The 18008-nt window shown below is 52.4% G+C and carries 13 protein-coding genes and 1 pseudogene; 5 read left to right on the forward strand and 9 right to left on the reverse strand.

The window, feature by feature from the left end; translation table 11 throughout:
• Positions 1-65: 65 nt before the first annotated feature.
• The 5 genes from lgt to IEW70_RS00895 form a co-directional block, all read right to left on the reverse strand.
• Positions 66-974: a prolipoprotein diacylglyceryl transferase gene (lgt, locus tag IEW70_RS00875; RefSeq protein ID WP_188646043.1), complete on the reverse strand. Its 909-nt coding sequence runs from the start codon at positions 972-974 to the stop codon at positions 66-68.
• A 193-nt stretch (positions 975-1167) separates the two neighbouring features.
• Entirely contained in the window at positions 1168-2103 is a 936-nt protein-coding gene (hprK, locus tag IEW70_RS00880) for an HPr(Ser) kinase/phosphatase (protein ID WP_188646044.1), read from the reverse strand.
• A 69-nt stretch (positions 2104-2172) separates the two neighbouring features.
• Positions 2173-3282, reverse strand: coding sequence for an ABC transporter ATP-binding protein (locus IEW70_RS00885; protein WP_188646045.1), 1110 nt, complete (start codon positions 3280-3282; stop codon positions 2173-2175).
• A 123-nt stretch (positions 3283-3405) separates the two neighbouring features.
• The gene (locus IEW70_RS00890; protein ID WP_188646046.1) at positions 3406-4398 is read right to left on the reverse strand and encodes a PucR family transcriptional regulator; all 993 of its coding nucleotides are present in this window, start codon (positions 4396-4398) and stop codon (positions 3406-3408) included.
• Between the two features lie 118 nt (positions 4399-4516).
• Positions 4517-4864 carry a phage holin family protein gene (locus IEW70_RS00895; protein ID WP_188646047.1) on the reverse strand — a complete coding sequence of 116 codons (348 nt, stop codon included), beginning with the start codon at positions 4862-4864 and terminating at the stop codon, positions 4517-4519.
• A gap of 150 nt (positions 4865-5014) precedes the next feature.
• On the opposite strand from IEW70_RS00895, the gene IEW70_RS00900 reads away from it, so the two are divergent.
• The 4 genes from IEW70_RS00900 to IEW70_RS00915 all read left to right on the forward strand — a co-directional run bounded on the left by IEW70_RS00900 (position 5015) and on the right by IEW70_RS00915 (position 10882).
• Positions 5015-6544, forward strand: coding sequence for a gluconokinase (locus tag IEW70_RS00900; RefSeq protein WP_188646048.1), 1530 nt, complete (start codon positions 5015-5017; stop codon positions 6542-6544).
• Positions 6545-6559: 15 nt separating this feature from the next.
• On the forward strand, positions 6560-7483 hold the full coding sequence (gene gnd, locus IEW70_RS00905; RefSeq protein WP_188646049.1) for a phosphogluconate dehydrogenase (NAD(+)-dependent, decarboxylating): 924 nt from the start codon (positions 6560-6562) through the stop codon (positions 7481-7483).
• A gap of 114 nt (positions 7484-7597) precedes the next feature.
• On the forward strand, positions 7598-8521 hold the full coding sequence (locus IEW70_RS00910; protein WP_188646050.1) for a DMT family transporter: 924 nt from the start codon (positions 7598-7600) through the stop codon (positions 8519-8521).
• A 402-nt stretch (positions 8522-8923) separates the two neighbouring features.
• Positions 8924-10882, forward strand: coding sequence for a sigma-54-dependent Fis family transcriptional regulator (locus tag IEW70_RS00915; RefSeq protein WP_188646051.1), 1959 nt, complete (start codon positions 8924-8926; stop codon positions 10880-10882).
• Between the two features lie 49 nt (positions 10883-10931).
• Here the strand turns inward: IEW70_RS00915 and IEW70_RS00920 are convergent, their stop codons facing one another.
• Both IEW70_RS00920 and IEW70_RS00925 read right to left on the reverse strand, forming a co-directional pair.
• Positions 10932-11990 (reverse strand): zinc-dependent alcohol dehydrogenase family protein, encoded by a 1059-nt coding sequence (locus tag IEW70_RS00920; protein WP_188646052.1) that lies wholly within the window; start codon positions 11988-11990, stop codon positions 10932-10934.
• A gap of 100 nt (positions 11991-12090) precedes the next feature.
• Positions 12091-13511, reverse strand: a pseudogene (locus IEW70_RS00925) (aldehyde dehydrogenase family protein).
• A 387-nt stretch (positions 13512-13898) separates the two neighbouring features.
• Between IEW70_RS00925 and IEW70_RS00930 the strand changes: the two are divergent.
• Entirely contained in the window at positions 13899-14279 is a 381-nt protein-coding gene (locus IEW70_RS00930) for a hypothetical protein (protein WP_188646053.1), read from the forward strand.
• 285 nt (positions 14280-14564) lie between these two features.
• Here IEW70_RS00930 and IEW70_RS00935 read toward each other — a convergent pair whose 3' ends face one another.
• Positions 14565-14954 carry a DUF302 domain-containing protein gene (locus IEW70_RS00935; protein ID WP_188646054.1) on the reverse strand — a complete coding sequence of 130 codons (390 nt, stop codon included), beginning with the start codon at positions 14952-14954 and terminating at the stop codon, positions 14565-14567.
• Between the two features lie 176 nt (positions 14955-15130).
• Complete coding sequence (gene uvrA / locus IEW70_RS00940) at positions 15131-18007, reverse strand: excinuclease ABC subunit UvrA (protein ID WP_188646055.1); 2877 nt, start codon at positions 18005-18007, stop codon at positions 15131-15133.
• Position 18008 lies beyond the last annotated feature (1 nt).

Consider the following 18008-nt stretch of genomic DNA (forward strand, 5'->3'; position numbering starts at 1 on the left):
ATCCCTCTAAAAGCATGGATAAAAAAGAAGCTCCCGCTCGGGAACAGAGGGGAGCCCGATTGCTATCAACCTGCAACGCTGTCCTTGGTTTCCAAATAGGGTTCCTTCGCTTGTCCGCGCACCCGGCGAATAACGATCATCGCAATCCCGAAGATAACCAGCAGAAAACTCATCAACTGGGCGATCCGGATATTGCCGTCCATCATCATCCCCGGCTCAAACAAGATCCGCATCGGAGACCACAGCGTATTGAGCAGGCTTGCGAGCCAGCCCGGGCCGTCAAAGGTGAGACTGTCGGTACGCAACCCTTCGATAAAGAACCGGCCCATGGAATACCAGATCAGATAGCTGAAGAAAATTTCACCGCGACGGGGGTTCCATTTGCGAAGCAGAAGCAAGATCGCCACCCCTGCCAAGTTCCACAGCGACTCATACAAAAAAGTGGGATGATAATAAACGCCCTGGATGTTCATCTGGTCGATCAGCCACCCCGGCAGGTGCAACCCTTCGAGAAATTCCCGCGTCACTTCCCCGCCATGGGCTTCTTGGTTGATAAAGTTGCCCCAGCGCCCGATCGCTTGTCCCAAAATGATGCTGGGAGCCACAATATCCGCTATCTGCAAAAAGGGGACTCCGCGTTTTCTCACAAACACCGCGCCGGCGATCAGGGCCCCGATCAAACCGCCGTGAATAGCCAGCCCGCCTTTCCACACCGCGATGATATCCTCGGGGTGGCGAGCGTAATAATCCCACTCAAAGCCGACGTAGTATAACCGCGCTCCCACGATGGCCGCGGGGATCACCCAGATCATCATGTCCAAAAACAGTTCACTGTCCAAACCGTGCTTTTTGCCTTCCAGAATAGCGACCCACAAACCCAATAAGGCCGCTGTTCCCATGATTACCCCGTACCAGTGGATTTGGACAGGGCCCAAGGAAAGCGCAACAGGATCGATCACCTGTGCAAAAACCATGCCATTGGCTCCTCCTTGTGTACTATGTATCGGTCCATCAGACTGCTTCCATTTTACCCTAGCTGACGGATAAATGAAAATAGCGACTGGTATACGCCATCTTCTTCACCAATCTCCCCGTTTGTACACTAAACGATTCTCGAAAAGGATTGGTTTCTCAACAAAAAAGCCTGCGCCTATACGCGCCGGCTCCTCAATCCCAATCGTCGAATTCTTCAATGCTCTGGCTTAACTTTTCCGCAAAGCTGTGGGCCGCATTGTAGCCCATTCGTTTCAGGCGAAGATTCATCGCCGCCACTTCGATGATCACCGCAAGGTTTCGTCCGGGGCGGACCGGCACTGTCAGCTTGGGCACTTCCGTATCGATAATCTTGATCCGTTCTTCATCCAGGCCCAAGCGGTCATATTGCCGATCTTCCTTCCAGGCTTCCAGGTGAATCACCAGAGAAATGCGCTTAAACTCCCGGACGGCCCCTGCTCCAAACAAAGTCATCACATTGATGATACCAAGGCCCCTAATTTCCAGCAGATATCGGATAAGCTCGGGCGCATGGCCTACCAGGCGCTCCTCTTCCTCCTGCCGGATTTCCACCGCGTCATCGGCCACGAGGCGGTGCCCCCGCTTCACCAGCTCCAATGCCGTTTCGCTTTTTCCGATTCCGCTGGATCCGGTAATTAGTACACCCACACCGTATACATCCACCAAGACCCCATGCATCGTCGTGGTAGGGGCCAAACGCCGCTCCAAAAAATTTGTCACTTTGCTGCCAAAGCGGGTGGTGGACATGGCGGTGCGCAGGATGGGGATCCCTTTGTCTTTCGCTTTGGCTTGGAGCTCCGTGGGAACCTCCTGCTCCCGGGTGATGCAGAAACACGGGGTTTTTTCATGACAGAGCCGCTCCAATCGCTGTTGCCGTTGTTTCTGGGGAAGGTGGGAGATGAAATCCAGCTCGGTCCGGCCCAACATCTGCAGCCGCTCCGCCGGATAATAGGTGAAAAAGCCGGCCAATTCCAACCCCGGTCGATACAAATCACTCACTGTCAACCGGCGGTTGAGGCCTTCTTCCCCGGTCAGTAATTCCAGATCAAATTGTTTGATGAGATCTTGCACCGTCACGTGATTACCCAAATCCGATTCTCCTTTTTCAGATCGTGCAGGAAAGGGGCGGCCGTGAGCACAGCCACCCCCTATTTCCGATTAGAATACCGCTTTTTCGGTCTCTTTGTCAAAGATGTGCACTTTGTTCATATCCAATGCCAGCTTCACTTCGGCTCCGGCACCAAATTGGGAACGGGCGTTGACCCGGGCGGTCACCCATTTGTCGGCGATTCCGCTCAGATAGAGGTACATCTCGGAACCCATGTTTTCCGCCACTTCCACTTTGGCATGGATGACGCTGTCGGGAGATGATTCGATGAAAAGCTGTTCATCGTGAATGTCCTCTGGACGAATACCGAAGATCACTTCTTTCCCGACATACCCTTTTTCACGCAGTGATTTGGCCCGCCCTTGCGGCAGCTTGACTTTGAGCCCCGTACCCTGGAAGAGCACGTCTCCGCCTTCTTCCGAAAGTTGCCCCTGAATGAAGTTCATCGACGGAGAGCCGATGAATCCAGCGACAAACACGTTGGCGGGATGCTGATAGATCTCCGTCGGGGTGGCGGCCTGCTGGATCACCCCGTCTTTCATCACAACAATCCGGTCGCCCATCGTCATCGCTTCCGTCTGATCGTGGGTCACATACACGACTGTGGTTTTCAGACGCTGGTGCAGCTTGCTGATCTCCGTGCGCATCTGCACCCGCAATTTGGCATCCAAGTTGGAAAGCGGTTCGTCCATCAGGAACACTTGCGGCTCCCGCACAATGGCCCGTCCCAGGGCCACGCGCTGCCGCTGACCGCCGGACAACGCTTTCGGCTTCCGGTCCAACAAATGCTCGATGTCCAGAATTTTGGCCGCTTCCCGCACGCGTTTATCGATCTCGTCCTTTTTAAATTTCCGCAATTTCAGACCAAAGGCCATATTCTGATATACGTTCATATGGGGATATAAAGCGTAGGACTGAAACACCATTGCGATGTCCCGATCTTTCGGCGGCACGTCGTTCACCAGCCGGTCTCCGATATACAGCTCTCCATCGGAGATTTCTTCCAATCCCGCGATCATTCGCAGTGTGGTAGATTTCCCGCAGCCGGAAGGACCGACCAGCACCAAAAACTCCTGATCCTGAATATCCAGATCAAAGTCCTTCACAGCTGTCACATCGCCGTATTTTTTGTAGATATGGTTGAGACGTACCTGTGCCATGAATGAAACCCCTTTCATGCTGTGGTTGTCTTCATTGTAGCGCAATGGTCCGAAAACACGCCATGTACAGCGGGCACAAAATATGCGGCACTTTTTTTAGCAGATTGAACAAAACCGAGGGGATTATCCTTCCTTTCCGGCTAATCGCCTTCTCAACAACAGAGCGAGCCGCACCTTTAGCGCATCGTCCAACCGGCGCACGTCCAGTCCGGTTTCTTTTTTCAGCCGGTCCAAACGATAAATCAACGTATTGCGATGGATATACAACTGCCGGGCCGTCTCACTGATATTCAGGTTTTGCTCGAGAAACGCCTCCACCGTCTCCCGCAAGTCCCTATCCTCCCAAAAGGGAACGGGCGCCAGACAAGCGAGATAAGCTTGAGCATCCGTTTCCGGCAATGCTACCAACAACCGTTCCAATGAATACTGCCAGCTGGCATGGACCCTTCTGCGGGGATAAAACAGGTTTCCCACACGGTATGTGTCACGCAAGACATGCAGCGCACCGGGAAGTTCCTCTGCCGAGGCTAACGGCGTATGGATACAGAGAGTTACATCCTGCCCCGCCTCACTGATCAACATATCCGCCAGCCCTTGTGCTCCTTCGCACAGCGCTTCCCGGCCCACTTCTTCCCCGCCGATCAGCTCCATCGGCACGGTGACCAGCATTTCTGTGGGGCCCAATGAAAACAACCCTGCTTGTCCGTCAAAATATCCGTTAATCGCCTCTGCCAGCCCCTGGTTTTCATCATCGGAGCCCGTGGGGAGAGCGATGTACAAGGGCACCTTTGCCGACCAATCCCACTGGGAAACTACAGCCGGCGGAGAAGCCGTCTCGCCGTTGAGCAGCCAGTCGACCAGTTGCCGCTGGGCCGAGGTGGCGGGCGACAGCGTATGGTGCCGTTTTTCTTCCCATTCTGTTAACAGCAACCGAATCAGCCGCTCTTCTCTGGGAGACAATTCTTCTGGCAGACGAAGGGTATAAACCGTCCCGTCCACCTCCACGGGTAACCCTTCCGTTGTATCCTTCGGGGCAGATGGCTTTTCCACTTCCACTGTCAAGTTCAATGCCTCTTCCAACGAACGGATCCATTGTTGTAACCGTTGCGGGATCATCCTATCCGCCTTTCGTTTGTTTTAGGTGTCTTTGGTTTCATTATAGGCTATTCAAAAAGGACACTGTAAAACAAAAACGGCGGGGTGCATCCCGCCGTTTCCCGCTTCCTAAGGATTGTTAATCCCGGATCCCTTTCCAGATGCCGTTCAAGACCCAGGAAATCAAGCTGACGACGATGGAGCCCAGCAGCGCCCCCATAAAACCGTGAACCTCAAACCCTTCAACCAAGGCGCTGGTGCCCCAAAACAGCAAAGCGTTGATCACAAACGTAAACAACCCCAGCGTTAGGAAATTGATCGGCAACGTGAAAAAGACCAACACCGGCCGGATAAACGTATTGATCAGCGCCAACACGACCGCCACCAACAACGCCGTACCAAAGCTCTCCACTTCAATTTGCGGAATCAACTGGGCGACGAGAAAAACGGCCAATCCGTTTAGCAGGAGTTTGACAATCCAACCCATGACTCTTCCTCCTCGGATAAGATCTTTACTATTGTAACCGACTCCCTTGAAACCATATCCGTTTTAGAGGATGAATAAACCATTCTCTCCTTGGGCGTTGGTGTGGTTTCCACTATAATATTAGTAATGTATTTTAGAGGAGGGCGGCACATGCAGGAACAAGACGTCATCATCGGGCTCGATATCGGAACCACTTCTACAAAAGCCGTCGCCTTCGATAGCCAAGGACAGGTGGTTGCCGCTCACAGCGAGGGATACCCCTTGGTTCAACCCCGTCCGAACCGGGCGGAACAAGATCCGGAAGCCATCCTGCAAGCCGTCATCACCGGTATGCGTAGCACCGTTCATGATGCGATTGAACAGGGGAAACGCATCATCGGAGTGGGTTTCAGCTCCGCGATGCACTCGGTTCTGGCACTGGATCAGCACAAACGTCCCTTAACCCGCCTAATCACCTGGGCGGACAACCGGAGCGCGAACCAAGTGAACCGCTTAAAGCATGGGAAAGATGGACATGCTCTGTACCGACGAACGGGTACACCCCTTCACCCGATGTCCGTCCTGCCCAAGTTGATGTGGCTCAGGGAGCAAGAACCGGAAACCTTTGCCCAAGCGGCTACCTTTGTCTCGATCAAAGAATACATTCTTTACCGTCTTTTTCAGGAAGAAGTCGTCGATTTTTCCATTGCTTCCGGAACCGGATTGTTTTCGTTATCTTCTTTGGAATGGGATGAGGAAGCCCTGGCACAGGCCGGTATTCGGCGGGAGCAATTGGGACAGCCGGTCCCGACGACCCATGTGCTGCGAGGGATGGACCCGGACCTCGCCCATTCCATGGGTTTGTCTGCGGATACACCCTGGGTGATAGGCGCGGGAGACGGCGTCTTGGCCAACCTGGGAACAGGGGCGATCTCCCCTGGTGAGACCGCCGTCACCGTGGGGACAAGCGGTGCCCTCCGTCAAGTGGTGAATCAACCGGTTACCGATATGCATGGTCGCACCTTTTGCTACGCTCTGACGGAACGACACTGGGTGATCGGAGGTCCCGCCAACAATGGAGGCATCCTGCTCCGCTGGCTGCGCCGGGAACTGGGCAGTCAGGAGTCGGAAAACGGCACAGATCCCTACGCGCCACTGATTGAAATGGCCGCACGCGTTCCTGCCGGAGCAGAAGGGGTGGTCTGCCTTCCCTATTTGACCGGAGAGCGGGCCCCTCATTGGAATGATAAAGCCCGCGGTGCTTGGTTCGGGCTAAGCCTGCACCACGGCAAGTCCCATATGATTCGAGCCATGCTGGAAGGCATGGTCATGAATCTCTATGCGATTTATACTGTATTGGAGGAGCTTACAGGACCTTCCGGACGAGTGCTGGTTTCCGGCGGGATGGCACGCTATCCTCTGGCCCTGCAGATGATGGCCGACGTCTTCGAACAAAACGTGTTGCTTCCGGAAGTAGAGGAGGCCTCCGCTATGGGAGCAGCAGCGCTGGCCTTGGTTGCTTTAGGTTACTGGGAGGATATTCAGGAAGTGAAACGCTGGATCGCCATCCGTCAGCAGATCCAGCCCGCAGCGGAACATGTAAGAGTCTACCGGAAACTGTACTCATCCTTTCAACGCTTGTATGAAAAAACCGAATCAGAAATGGAAGCTTTGGCCGGTTTGCAGATCCATAACGGATAAGCAGCGACGGCCCTGATGCTAAAGGAGATGAACCATGTGAAACTGGGAATGATCGGACTTGGAAAGATGGGGGCCAACCTGGTTCTCAACCTGTTGAACCATGGCCATGAGGTCGCCGTATATGACGCAAACCCGGAAGCGGCGAAACAGTTAGCAGAAAGGGGAGCTGCACCGGCATTTCAGCTGGAAGAGCTGGTCCGCTCCCTGGAAACGCCGCGCATCCTCTGGTTGATGGTGCCCGCCGGCGACGCGACGGAACAGGTGCTGGAATCTCTCCTCCCTCTCCTGTCTCCTGACGATATCGTGATCGATGGAGGGAATTCCCATTATAAAGATTCGATGAAACGGGCCGCACGCTTGAGAGAACGGGGACTTCATTTCATGGATGTCGGCACTTCCGGCGGCACCTCCGGTGCCCGTCACGGCGCTTGCTTCATGATCGGCGGCGATGCCGAATGCTTTAAGCTTCTGGAACCCCTGTTCCGCGACCTCGCAGTTCCGGATGGATACTATTACGCCGGGAAAAGCGGCAGCGGCCACTTCCTCAAAATGGTCCACAACGGGATTGAATACGGGATGATGCAGGCCATCGCCGAAGGATTTGAAGTTCTGGAAAAAAGCGAGTTTGACTTCGATTACGAGAAAACCGCCAAAGTCTGGTCCAATGGCTCGGTCATTCGCAGCTGGCTTATGGAACTGACTCAGTCCGCTTTTTCAAAAGATCCCAAACTGGAAAGCATTCGCGGCGTGATGCACTCCTCCGGCGAAGGCAAATGGACCGTGGAAACGGCTCTCGACCTGAAAGCCAACGCACCGGTCATCGCCTTGTCTCTGATGATGCGCTACCGCTCTTTGGAAGAGGATACCTTCCACGGCAAAGTGGTAGCCGCGCTGCGAAATGAATTTGGCGGTCACGCGGTGGAACGGTCGAAAGAGTAAAAGGGAGGTATTTCTCCCTGCAAACAAAAAAACATGCGTGGTACTCTTCAAATCATGAGGCTGCTGACAACGGGACGTCAACAGCCTATTTTGTATCAAACGGAGGCGTTCCCATTGAAAAAATGGTCTACGGAACTGATGCTGCTGGGCGTGGTTTTGGTGTGGGGTGCCAATTATACCGTGGGCAAATACGGGTTGACCTATTTGACCTCCCTGCAGTTCAATGCTCTGCGCTTCCTCGTCTCCGCTCCCATCCTGCTCGGCCTCACGCTGTTGTGGGAAGGGAGTATCAAGATGGAACGCACCGATCTCAAACGCTTGCTGGTGGTGGGAACTGTCGGCATCAGTTTGTACCAAACCTTGTTCATGATATCCGTTCACTACACCTCCGCCACCAACGCTTCCCTGTTGATCTCCATATCTCCCATTTTTACCGGCATTTTTGCCGTATTGGCCGGGCAAGAACGCTTTTCTGTGCGCGTACAGGCAGGTTCCCTCATCGCATTTGCCGGCGCGGCCGTGGTGCTGTTGTTTGGCGGAAATCATCAGGCTCAACTTTATCCCCATGAGTGGCTGGGGAACCTGATCGGGTTGATCGCATCCGTGGCATTCGGCTGGTACCCGATTCTGGCTCAACCCCTGCTTACAAAGTATTCCGCTTTGCGGGTCACTGCCTGGTCCTCTGTCGTCGGTGCCGTCTCCCTGTTGGGAGCAAGTGCTTGGACCTTTCCGGGAATCGTTTGGGAACGAGTAACTGCAGAAGCATGGTTCTCCCTCGGGTACTCCATTCTACTGGTCACGGTCTACGGGCTGGTAGCCTGGTATGTCGGCATCAGCCGCACCGGTGCGACCAAAGTAATGGTCTACATGTACCTGATCCCGTTGGTTGCAGTCTGGACAGCCGCCCTCGTCATCGGCGAACAAGTACATCTGCAACAGATCTTCGGGGGACTCATTATCTTTGTCGGCTTGTGGCTGGTCAAAAGACAGCCGCAAAAGAAAAAGGAGCCTGTATCCATTCCTACGCAATACAGGTAGGCAAGGCACTTTTCCGCGAAAATAATCCCCCGTTACGGGGGGATGTTCCTTTGGAACAGGATGCATGGATCGGGAAACAACTCCTCCTTTTGCTTCCTGTGCGGTTTGATTTGCTTAGTGTACACTGTCAATACTAAATGGTCAAAATTGGTTAACAAAATGACAATTTTCATATTATAGTATAGTGTAAGCGCATACAGGACCCACAGAGCCTTGCAATCACCACCTAGTGAGATTGGAAGACAGGGTGTAAACCCCTCCAACATCCAGCTGATTCGTAAAGCAAGTCGGGGCTACACTCTCAAGACCGAGAACAAGGTCTCAGGGAGGGTCTCCCGACCGCTACCAGAATCTCATCTCAAACTTTGGGGTCTACGCGACATTATTCTAGGGAGGGTTGGCATGTACTGGGAACGGATCAATGCAAGGGATCGCTTTATGGCAACAAAAGAAATCTCGTCAGAGATCCGTAATCCGATTGCCGAATCATGGATGCGAAGTTCAAAGCATCAAGTTAACCCTTTGTTGCCCCGGGCACCAAAAACGCTTTCAAAACAAAAGCTCATTCAGTTGCAAAAATCAAAAGCTATTGGTCAGGCATTTCAATCGATTTCACCGAATATACAGACTAACCTGGATGACAAATATGCTGTTGCCCTATCCGATCATTCCGGGCAAATTATTTACCTCCAAGCGAACGGTCGATTGTATGAGGGTTTGGAATCGGTAAATTTTATACCTGGGGGAAATTGGAGTGAGACGATCTGTGGAACGAACGCCATCGGTACTTCGCTTGCGTCAAAGACACCCGTAACCATTTACGATGCGGAACACTATTGTGAACCTTGGCAACCATTTTCCTGTGTAGGCGTTCCCATTTGGCATCCCGTTACCGGTCAAGTGCTGGGAGCTCTAGATTTCACCACTTTCACGGAAGATTTCCCTGACAACGGATTGATCCTGACAAACATGTTGGCTAAAAACATTGAGACAGAGTTGTATTATCAGTACCGACTCAAAATTGCCCGATTGGAAAATGCATTCTTGGAATGGGACAAGCATATACAATACGACAGAGTTTTTGTGATCGATCGCGAGGGCAATGTTGTTCGACGTAATCATATGGATAACCTAAACCGTGCAAAAGCCGGGATTAGAAAGGACTTTGACTGGGACAATTATTTTAGTCATTTAGAAACAAAATATTCGACAAAAACAACGCCTAGCGAAGAATCCCTTCCTTTTTTGCCTGGACAACCTATTGGAAAAATCCTACCCGTATATTTTGATCATCTTTTGATCGGCGCCGTGTTTCAAACACCTGCGATTCACCTCTCTCACACTATGAAAACCCATGCGATGAATACAGATAAAAGCTCAAACGATTTGACAACACCTTGGGCAGACATCCTGTCTGCCCAAGGTGTTGTCGGGAGGTCCCGCGGATGGCTGGCCATGCTTCAAAAAGTGAAGAAAGCGGCTAGCCAGGATATAACGATTTTGTTGACAGGTGAAAGCGGTACTGGAAAAGAAGTGCTTGCCCAGTTTATTCATGAAAACAGTTTCCGTAAAGACAAACCGTTTATTCCAGTGAATTGTGCTTCACTAAATCACGATCTTACCGCTAGTGAGTTGTTCGGATACGGCAAAGGGACGTTCACTGGCGGATTGAAAGAAGGAAAAGCAGGGCTGTTCGAATGCGCGGACGGCGGTACCCTCTTCTTGGATGAGATTGGTGAACTCCCCCTTTCGACCCAATCGATGCTCCTTCGTGTCTTGCAAGAAAAACAGGTGACACGTATCGGGGAACAAAAATTGCGCTCAGTGGACGTTCGCTTAATTGCTGCTACAAACAAAAATGTACGGGAAGCGGTTCATGAAGGAACGTTCCGTTCCGACCTCTATTATCGATTAAACACCATTTCATTTACTGTCCCGCCGCTCAGAGAACGAAAAGAGGACATTCCGGTTCTGGCCGAGTACTTTATGCGGAAATTTGAAAAAAAGAAAAATGTGGAGACAACCCACATCCTTGCACCAGAAACAATCGAAAGATTGGAACGTTACGATTGGCCCGGCAATGTACGTGAACTGAAAAATACGGTTGAGTATGCTTTGGTATTTACCGAAAGTTCCGTAATCGAGTTAAAACATTTGCCGCCATTCCTTTTGGAAGACGAGCTCTGCTCGACCGATCCCTCTTTCAACGCGTCTATGGGAAAAGAAATATCGAACGAGGAACGTGAATATATCCTCAGGCTTTTGCAATCAACGAAGTACAATATCTCAAAAACGGCTCGAATCATGGGTATCTCCCGCGGCACGCTGTATAAGCGGCTGAAACAATACGATCTTCGCTAAAAGAAAGACCTCTGCAGGGAAACACATCCCGCAGAGGTCTTTCTAGCAATCAGCTAAATTTCGTTATAACATTAAAGCCTTTCGTTTTATATTGTGTCATATTGTCGAACACTTCGTTGACATCAACCAAGCCGACTTCGCGCTCAACCAATCTTTTGGGATTAAGTCGGCCGGACGCAACCAAATCTAACAGGCCGCGGTAGTTCGGATGCGGGTTGCCGATACTGCCGACAAACTCAATTTCAAACGCTGTAATGAGATCAACGGGCAGAGACACAAAACCGCCTTCTTCCGCCGTGGTAAGTCCGACCTGTACATGACGGCCACCTTTTCGCAGAGACAGGACCGAGTTGAGAACTGTATCCTTAATGCCCAGCGCATCCAGTCCGACGTGTGCACCGCCTTTTGTAATTTCTTGAATTGCTTCGGGGACGTTTTCATTCTTGGCGTTAACGGTTGCAACAGCACCTTCCCGTTTGGCCGTTTCGAGTTTTTGTTCGTCAATATCGACAGCGATCACTTGAGCCCCAAGGGTATTTGCGACTTGAATGGCAGAAAGGCCGACGCCACCCGCTCCTTGAACGGCCACCCAATCACCCGGTTGAACCTGACCCCGTGCAACACCGTGATAACCCGTCATAAAACGGCAACCCACTGCGGCAGCCGTCAAACTGTCCACATTTTCAGGAAGACGTACTAAATTGAAATCCGCATTTCGAACCAGAACATATTCTGCATACCCGCCGTCCAGACCCGATACCAAACCAAAAATCTCAAGATTTTTACATAAGTTCGGTACCCCTTTTAAACAATACTCACATTGGCCGCAACCTGAATGAAACGGAACAGTTACGCGATCGCCCGGTCGATATGATTTTACCCCTTTTCCAACTTCCTCAACGATCCCGCCAAACTCGTGACCCGGTGTAATCGGAAGCTCGGGAGACAAACCGATCCAAGACCAATCCCCTTGCCAGGCATGCCAGTCACTCCGACAAACCCCGCAAGCTTCGATCCGAATAACTGCGTCCTCGGGACCCGGTTGGGGATCGGGCAAATCTTGAATGTTCAGAGGTTTTTTGTGTTCAATGATACGTGCCGCTCTCATCAAACATATCCCCTTTCAAAAGGAATGATTGACAATTTCATTAGTCGAAAAATACGAACACACACTTCACCATCTCGCTGTACCAGCGTGAAGTTCGGTCCTAGTTTAAGTTCACCCAGACACTTTTGACTTCCGTGTAGTTGTTCAGTGCGTAGGAACCGCACTCGCGTCCGATGCCGGACTGCTTGTATCCCCCGAAGGGAGAAGCTGCATCAAAGGCGTTGTAGCAGTTGACCCAGACGGTGCCGGCTTTGAGTTTGTTGGCGATATAATGGGCTCTCTTAACGTTTTCTGTCCAGACACCTGCAGCTAGACCGTAAATGGTTTTGTTGGCGCGTTCGATAAGATCGTCCAAATCTTCATAAGGCATAGCTGCAACCACAGGACCGAAAATTTCTTCCTTAGCGATCGTCATTTCATCATCGACCGCAGAGAAGACAGTTGGCGACACAAAATACCCTTCGTCACGAGAACGCAAGCCTCCGGTGACGATTTCAGCCCCTTCTTTTGTACCTCTTTCAATGTAGCCGGTTACGCGTTTTAGTTGCTCTTCAGAAACAAGCGGACCCATTTCCGTTTCGGGATCCAGTCCCGTACCTAGGCGAATTTTTTGAGCATGGGATGCCAGGTCGGCCACTACATTGTCATATACCTTTTTGTGGATGAATACACGAGAACCGGCACAACATACCTGGCCTTGATTAAACATGACACCGGTCAATGCGCCTGGTATAGAGCGAGACATGTCTGCATCCGGCAGTATGATGTTTGGCGATTTACCGCCTAGTTCCAGGGTGACGTTTTTTACCTTATCGGCTGCTTTGCGCATGATCAGTCGGCCGACTTCGGTGGAGCCGGTAAACGCTATCTTGTCAACGTCGGGATGCTCGACCAGCGGTTGGCCAGCTGTTTCACCGAAACCGGGGATCACATTAATGACGCCTTCTGGGAATCCCGCTTCCTGGGCCAACTGGGCCAAATACAAAGCCGACAACGGGGTTTGCTCGGCCGGTTTTAATACCACCGTACAGCCCGTAGCCAACGCGGCACCTAATTTCCATGCCGCCATCAACAGCGGAAAATTCCACGGAATGATCTGACCGACGACACCTACCGGCTCATGTCGCGTGTAGTTGAAGAACGGTCCACCGACCGGGATGGTTTGCCCGACGATTTTAGTCGCCCAGCCAGCATAATAACGGAAATGTTCGATGGCAAGCGGTACGTCGGCTTTCGTTGTTTCACGAATCGGCTTGCCGTTGTCGAGGGTATCAAGCTGGGCCAGTTCTTCCTGATGCTCTTCCATAGATCGGCCAGTTTGTAGATTAACCGGCTCCGCTGTGAGGCGGCCATCTTCGACCACGGGCCTTCGTCGAACGCCTTTCGGGCTGCCTTTACGGCTTTGTCCACATCCCGGGCATCTGCCTCGTAAACCGTAGCCAACGTTTCACCGGTAGCCGGATTTGGCGTGTCAAACGTCTTACCTGATTCCGATTCAACCCATTGGCCACCGATGAACATCTTTTTCTTCCCCGTCAAAAATTCGCTAACCGTAGGTTTGACATCTACAACCGTCGTCATAAACCATTTCCCTCCTTAGTCAAAGCCATGTTGGCCAGTCGTTTTCAATGAAGAGCAAAAATCATACCAGTATATATATTCAGATTGATGACTAACCTTTATGATAGCTTCGACTCTTTTGCCCATCGGACCGTGTTTGCTTTTTTTATGGAAACTGTTTAAACAGATGAACAACTTGACCACTCTATGAACAATTTGTTCATTCTTTGTACCCTGGCAGATCTTTTATTGCCGTAGAAATTCCTAACCGCTTGCTTTTCCATGTCTCGGGGAATACAATCGAAAGATGATCGAATCGCCAGACCCATCAACCGGAGGTGCATAAGCGTGGTAAAAAAAGAGATCGCCCGCCGTCTGCTGGGTGTTTTATATAAAGTAGAAGAAAACATCAACGACCTGGAAAGCTTCGATATGGATGATTTTCTGGAAAAAGAGGACGGCTTGGACAGCATCTATGAGGATGTGATGAATACCCTGCTGGACCTCTATGACTACCCCGTTCCGGAAAAGAAAGAAGTAGGTCCAAGGGATGTCGTGCGGAGCATCATTGAAAATGAGTTTTTAAAAGACAGCATCAACGCGGACAAAACACTGGAACTGCTGGAAGAGGGAACCCGCAGTGACTGGCAGGAACGGTTGGAGGTCTATTTCTCCCGCTACGGGGTCACCAGCGACCTGCCGATGGATACGCCCAACGAGCCGTTGTAATAAACAAGGCCCCATGGAGTGATCATTGGGGCCGTTTTAATCATTCGATGACGGGGCTGACTACCGTTTCATGCGCGTCCATTCCATGCCGGGTTGACCAAATATCCGGCTCCACCTTGGTATACTTTTTTCAACCGTTGTAACGGCTGGAAAGCTATCCGCTCTGTTCATACCGGCTCACTTTCCCACTTCTCGTAGATGGGGGCGGTGATGAAGAACTCTTCCTTTCCTCTTTCATTACAAAAAGCGGAGCCCTTTCGGCACTCCGCTTTTCCTCCCCCACCGTTATTTCGCTTCTTCGATCGCCCGGATCATCGTGGCTTCCACGTCTTCCGCCACCGGCTTCAATCCCTCATCCCCCGTCAATGCCAGGAGGGCAGTGGGGAGGGTGAGACCGATATGGGTTTTACCCGTTTCCTTCTCCTTGTAGACCACCACTTTGCAGGGAAGAAAGTAGCCGGCTTTTTGGTTGCGGCTCAGCACCTTCTTGGCCACGTCGGGGTTGCAAACTTCCAACACCACATATTCCTGATCCAGCTGAATTCCTTTTTCCATCAACTTGGTAGGAATGTCCAGTTTCCACAGCACGCCAAACTTATGGTTGGCCAAAGATTGCTCCAAAGCTCGCACCGCTTCATCCACGCTTTTATCGGTTTCCACCGTATGCTCAAACATGTGGTTGCCCCCTTTTGAGCGAACTATCTGTACATTGCCTATTTTACATGATACAAAACAAAATGTGGCTCTTCTTCTTCATTCCATTTTTAAAGGAGGACAATAAATGCACCGTTTGTTATCCGACTAAAACAACCCCCGTCGGCTTTCCTGCTGACGGGGGCTTCCTTTTCCCTTCACTGATTGGAGACTTGTTTGGCCAGGTTGTCGTAGTAGGTTTCCATCCGCTCCCGGTCGCGTTCCAGGATCGGCTTCAGGTAGCGGCCGGTGTGGGAAGCTTTTACTTCCGCCACTTCTTCCGGCGTGCCGGCAGCGACGATGGTACCGCCCCCGTCGCCGCCTTCGGGACCCAAGTCGATGATGTAATCGGCGGTTTTGATCACGTCCAGGTTGTGCTCGATCACCAGGACGGAATCGCCGTTCTCCACCAGGCGCTGCAACACCTGGAGCAGTCGGGCGATATCGTCGATGTGCAGCCCGGTAGTGGGCTCATCGAGGATGTACAAGGTGCGTCCATTGCTTCGCTTGTACAGCTCGGAAGCCAGCTTCACCCGCTGGGCTTCCCCGCCGGAAAGCGTGGTAGCCGGCTGCCCGAGGCGGATGTAACCCAGACCCACGTCATAGATGGTCTGCAGCTTCCGCTTGATACGGGGGATGTTTTTGAAAAACTCCAGTGCCTCTTCCACCCGCATGTCCAGTACGTCGGAAATAGTCTTCCCTTTGTACTTGATCTCCAGCGTTTCCCGGTTGTACCGTTTCCCCTTGCACTCTTCACAGGGCACGTACACATCGGGCAGAAAGTGCATTTCGATCTTGATGATCCCGTCCCCGCGGCAGGCTTCACAGCGGCCGCCCTTGACGTTAAAAGAGAAACGCCCTTTTTTGTAGCCCCGTACCTTGGCTTCCGGAGTGGAGGCGAAGACATCCCGGATATCGTCGAACACTCCGGTGTACGTAGCCGGGTTGGACCGGGGCGTCCGACCGATGGGGGACTGGTCGATGTCGATCACTTTGTCCAGGTGTTCCAGCCCCTCGATTTTATCGTGGGCGCCGGGGATCCACTTGGACTTGTTCAGCTGCCGGGCCAAAGCCTTGTGGAGAATCTCGTTGATCAACGTACTTTTGCCGGAGCCGGAAACCCCGGTCACACAGGTGAAAACGCCCAGGGGAACCTTTACATCGACGTTTTTCAGGTTGTGTTCCCGAGCGCCTCGGATCTCCACCCATTTGCCGTTGGGCTCCCGCCGCTCGGCCGGCAAGGGGATGAATTTGCGGCCGGAGAGGTACTGTCCGGTGAGGGAGTGTTCCATCTTCATCACTTCCTCCGGTGTGCCCTGGGCCACCACTTCTCCCCCGTGGGTGCCCGCTCCGGGGCCGATGTCGATGATGTAATCGGCGGCCAGCATCGTATCCTCGTCGTGCTCCACCACGATCAAGGTATTGCCGAGATCCCGCATCTGCTCCAGCGTACGGATCAGCCGGGTGTTGTCCCGCTGGTGCAGCCCGATGCTGGGCTCGTCCAGAATATAGAGCACACCCATCAGCTTGGAGCCGATCTGGGTAGCAAGTCGAATCCGCTGGGCCTCTCCCCCGGACAGGGTTCCGGCGGACCGGTTCAAGGTAAGATAGTTAAGCCCCACATTGACCAAGAAACCGAGGCGGCTTTGGATTTCCTTCAAAATTCCCCGGGCGATGGTCATCTCTTTCTCCGTCAATTCCAGATCTGCGAAGAAGTCTTTCGCTTCCTGGATGGACAAACCCGTCACATAGGCGATATTTTTGCCGCCGACCAGGACACTCAAGGTTTCCGGTCGCAGCCGGGCTCCACCGCAGGTGGGGCAGGCCTTGTTGCTCATGTAGTTTTCAATTTGCTCTCGAATGGTGTCGGATCCGGTTTCCCGATAGCGGCGCTCCAGATTTTTGATCACCCCTTCAAAACGGATGGTGATCTCTTTTAACTGTCCCAGGTCGTTTTCATAGCGGAAGGGAATCCGCTCTCCCGTTCCTTTCAACAGGATATCCAGCTCTTTTTTGGAAAGCTCTTTCACCGGCGTGTCCATGTCAATGTCGTAGTGGGTACAGGCGGACTCCAACAGGGAGGGATAATAGTTGCTGGATTTGCCCACCCAAGGCTCGATGGCGCCTTCCCGCAGCGTTTTGGTTTTGTCGGGAATGACCAGCTCGGGATCCACTTCCATCCGCGCCCCCAGCCCGTCACAGTCCGGGCAAGCTCCGTAAGGACTGTTGAAGGAAAACATCCGCGGGGAGAGCTCCTCGATGGAAAAGCCGCATTCGGGACAAGCCAGATTTTGGCTGAACAGCATCTCCTCCCCGTCAATCACGTCGACCACCACTTTGCCATCGGCCAGATTGAGGGCCGTTTCCAAGGAATCGGTAAGCCGGGTTTCAATCCCCGGCTTCACAACGATCCGGTCTACGACCACTTCAATGGTGTGCTTTTTGTTTTTCTCAAGTCGGATTTCTTCAGAGAGATCCCGGATCTCTCCGTCCACCCGAACACGGACAAAGCCCTGTTTGGTGATGTCCTCCAGCAGTTTCACATGCTCCCCTTTTCGTCCGCTTACCATGGGCGCCAGGATCTGGATCCGGGTTCGCTCCGGCAGCTCCAGCACCCGATCCGCCATCTGGGTGACTGTCTGGGAGGAGATTTCGGTCCCGTGTTTGGGGCAGTGAGGCCTACCCACCCGGGCAAACAACAGCCGAAGGTAGTCATAGATCTCCGTTACCGTCCCCACGGTGGAGCGGGGGTTGCGGCTGGTCGTTTTCTGATCGATGGAAATCGCGGGAGATAAGCCGTCGATGGAGTCTACGTCCGGTTTGTCCATCTGTCCGAGAAATTGGCGGGCATAGGCGGAGAGGGATTCCACATAGCGGCGCTGTCCCTCGGCGTAAATTGTGTCAAAGGCAAGGGAGGACTTACCCGATCCGGACAATCCCGTCAAGACGACAAACTGATCCCGGGGAATGGTGACATCAATATTTTTTAAGTTGTGGACCCGAGCTCCTCGAATCACAATGTTTTCCTGCGACACG

It is taken from the genome of Marinithermofilum abyssi, from assembly GCF_014641195.1.
GTDB lineage: Bacteria > Bacillota > Bacilli > Thermoactinomycetales > DSM-45169 > Marinithermofilum > Marinithermofilum abyssi.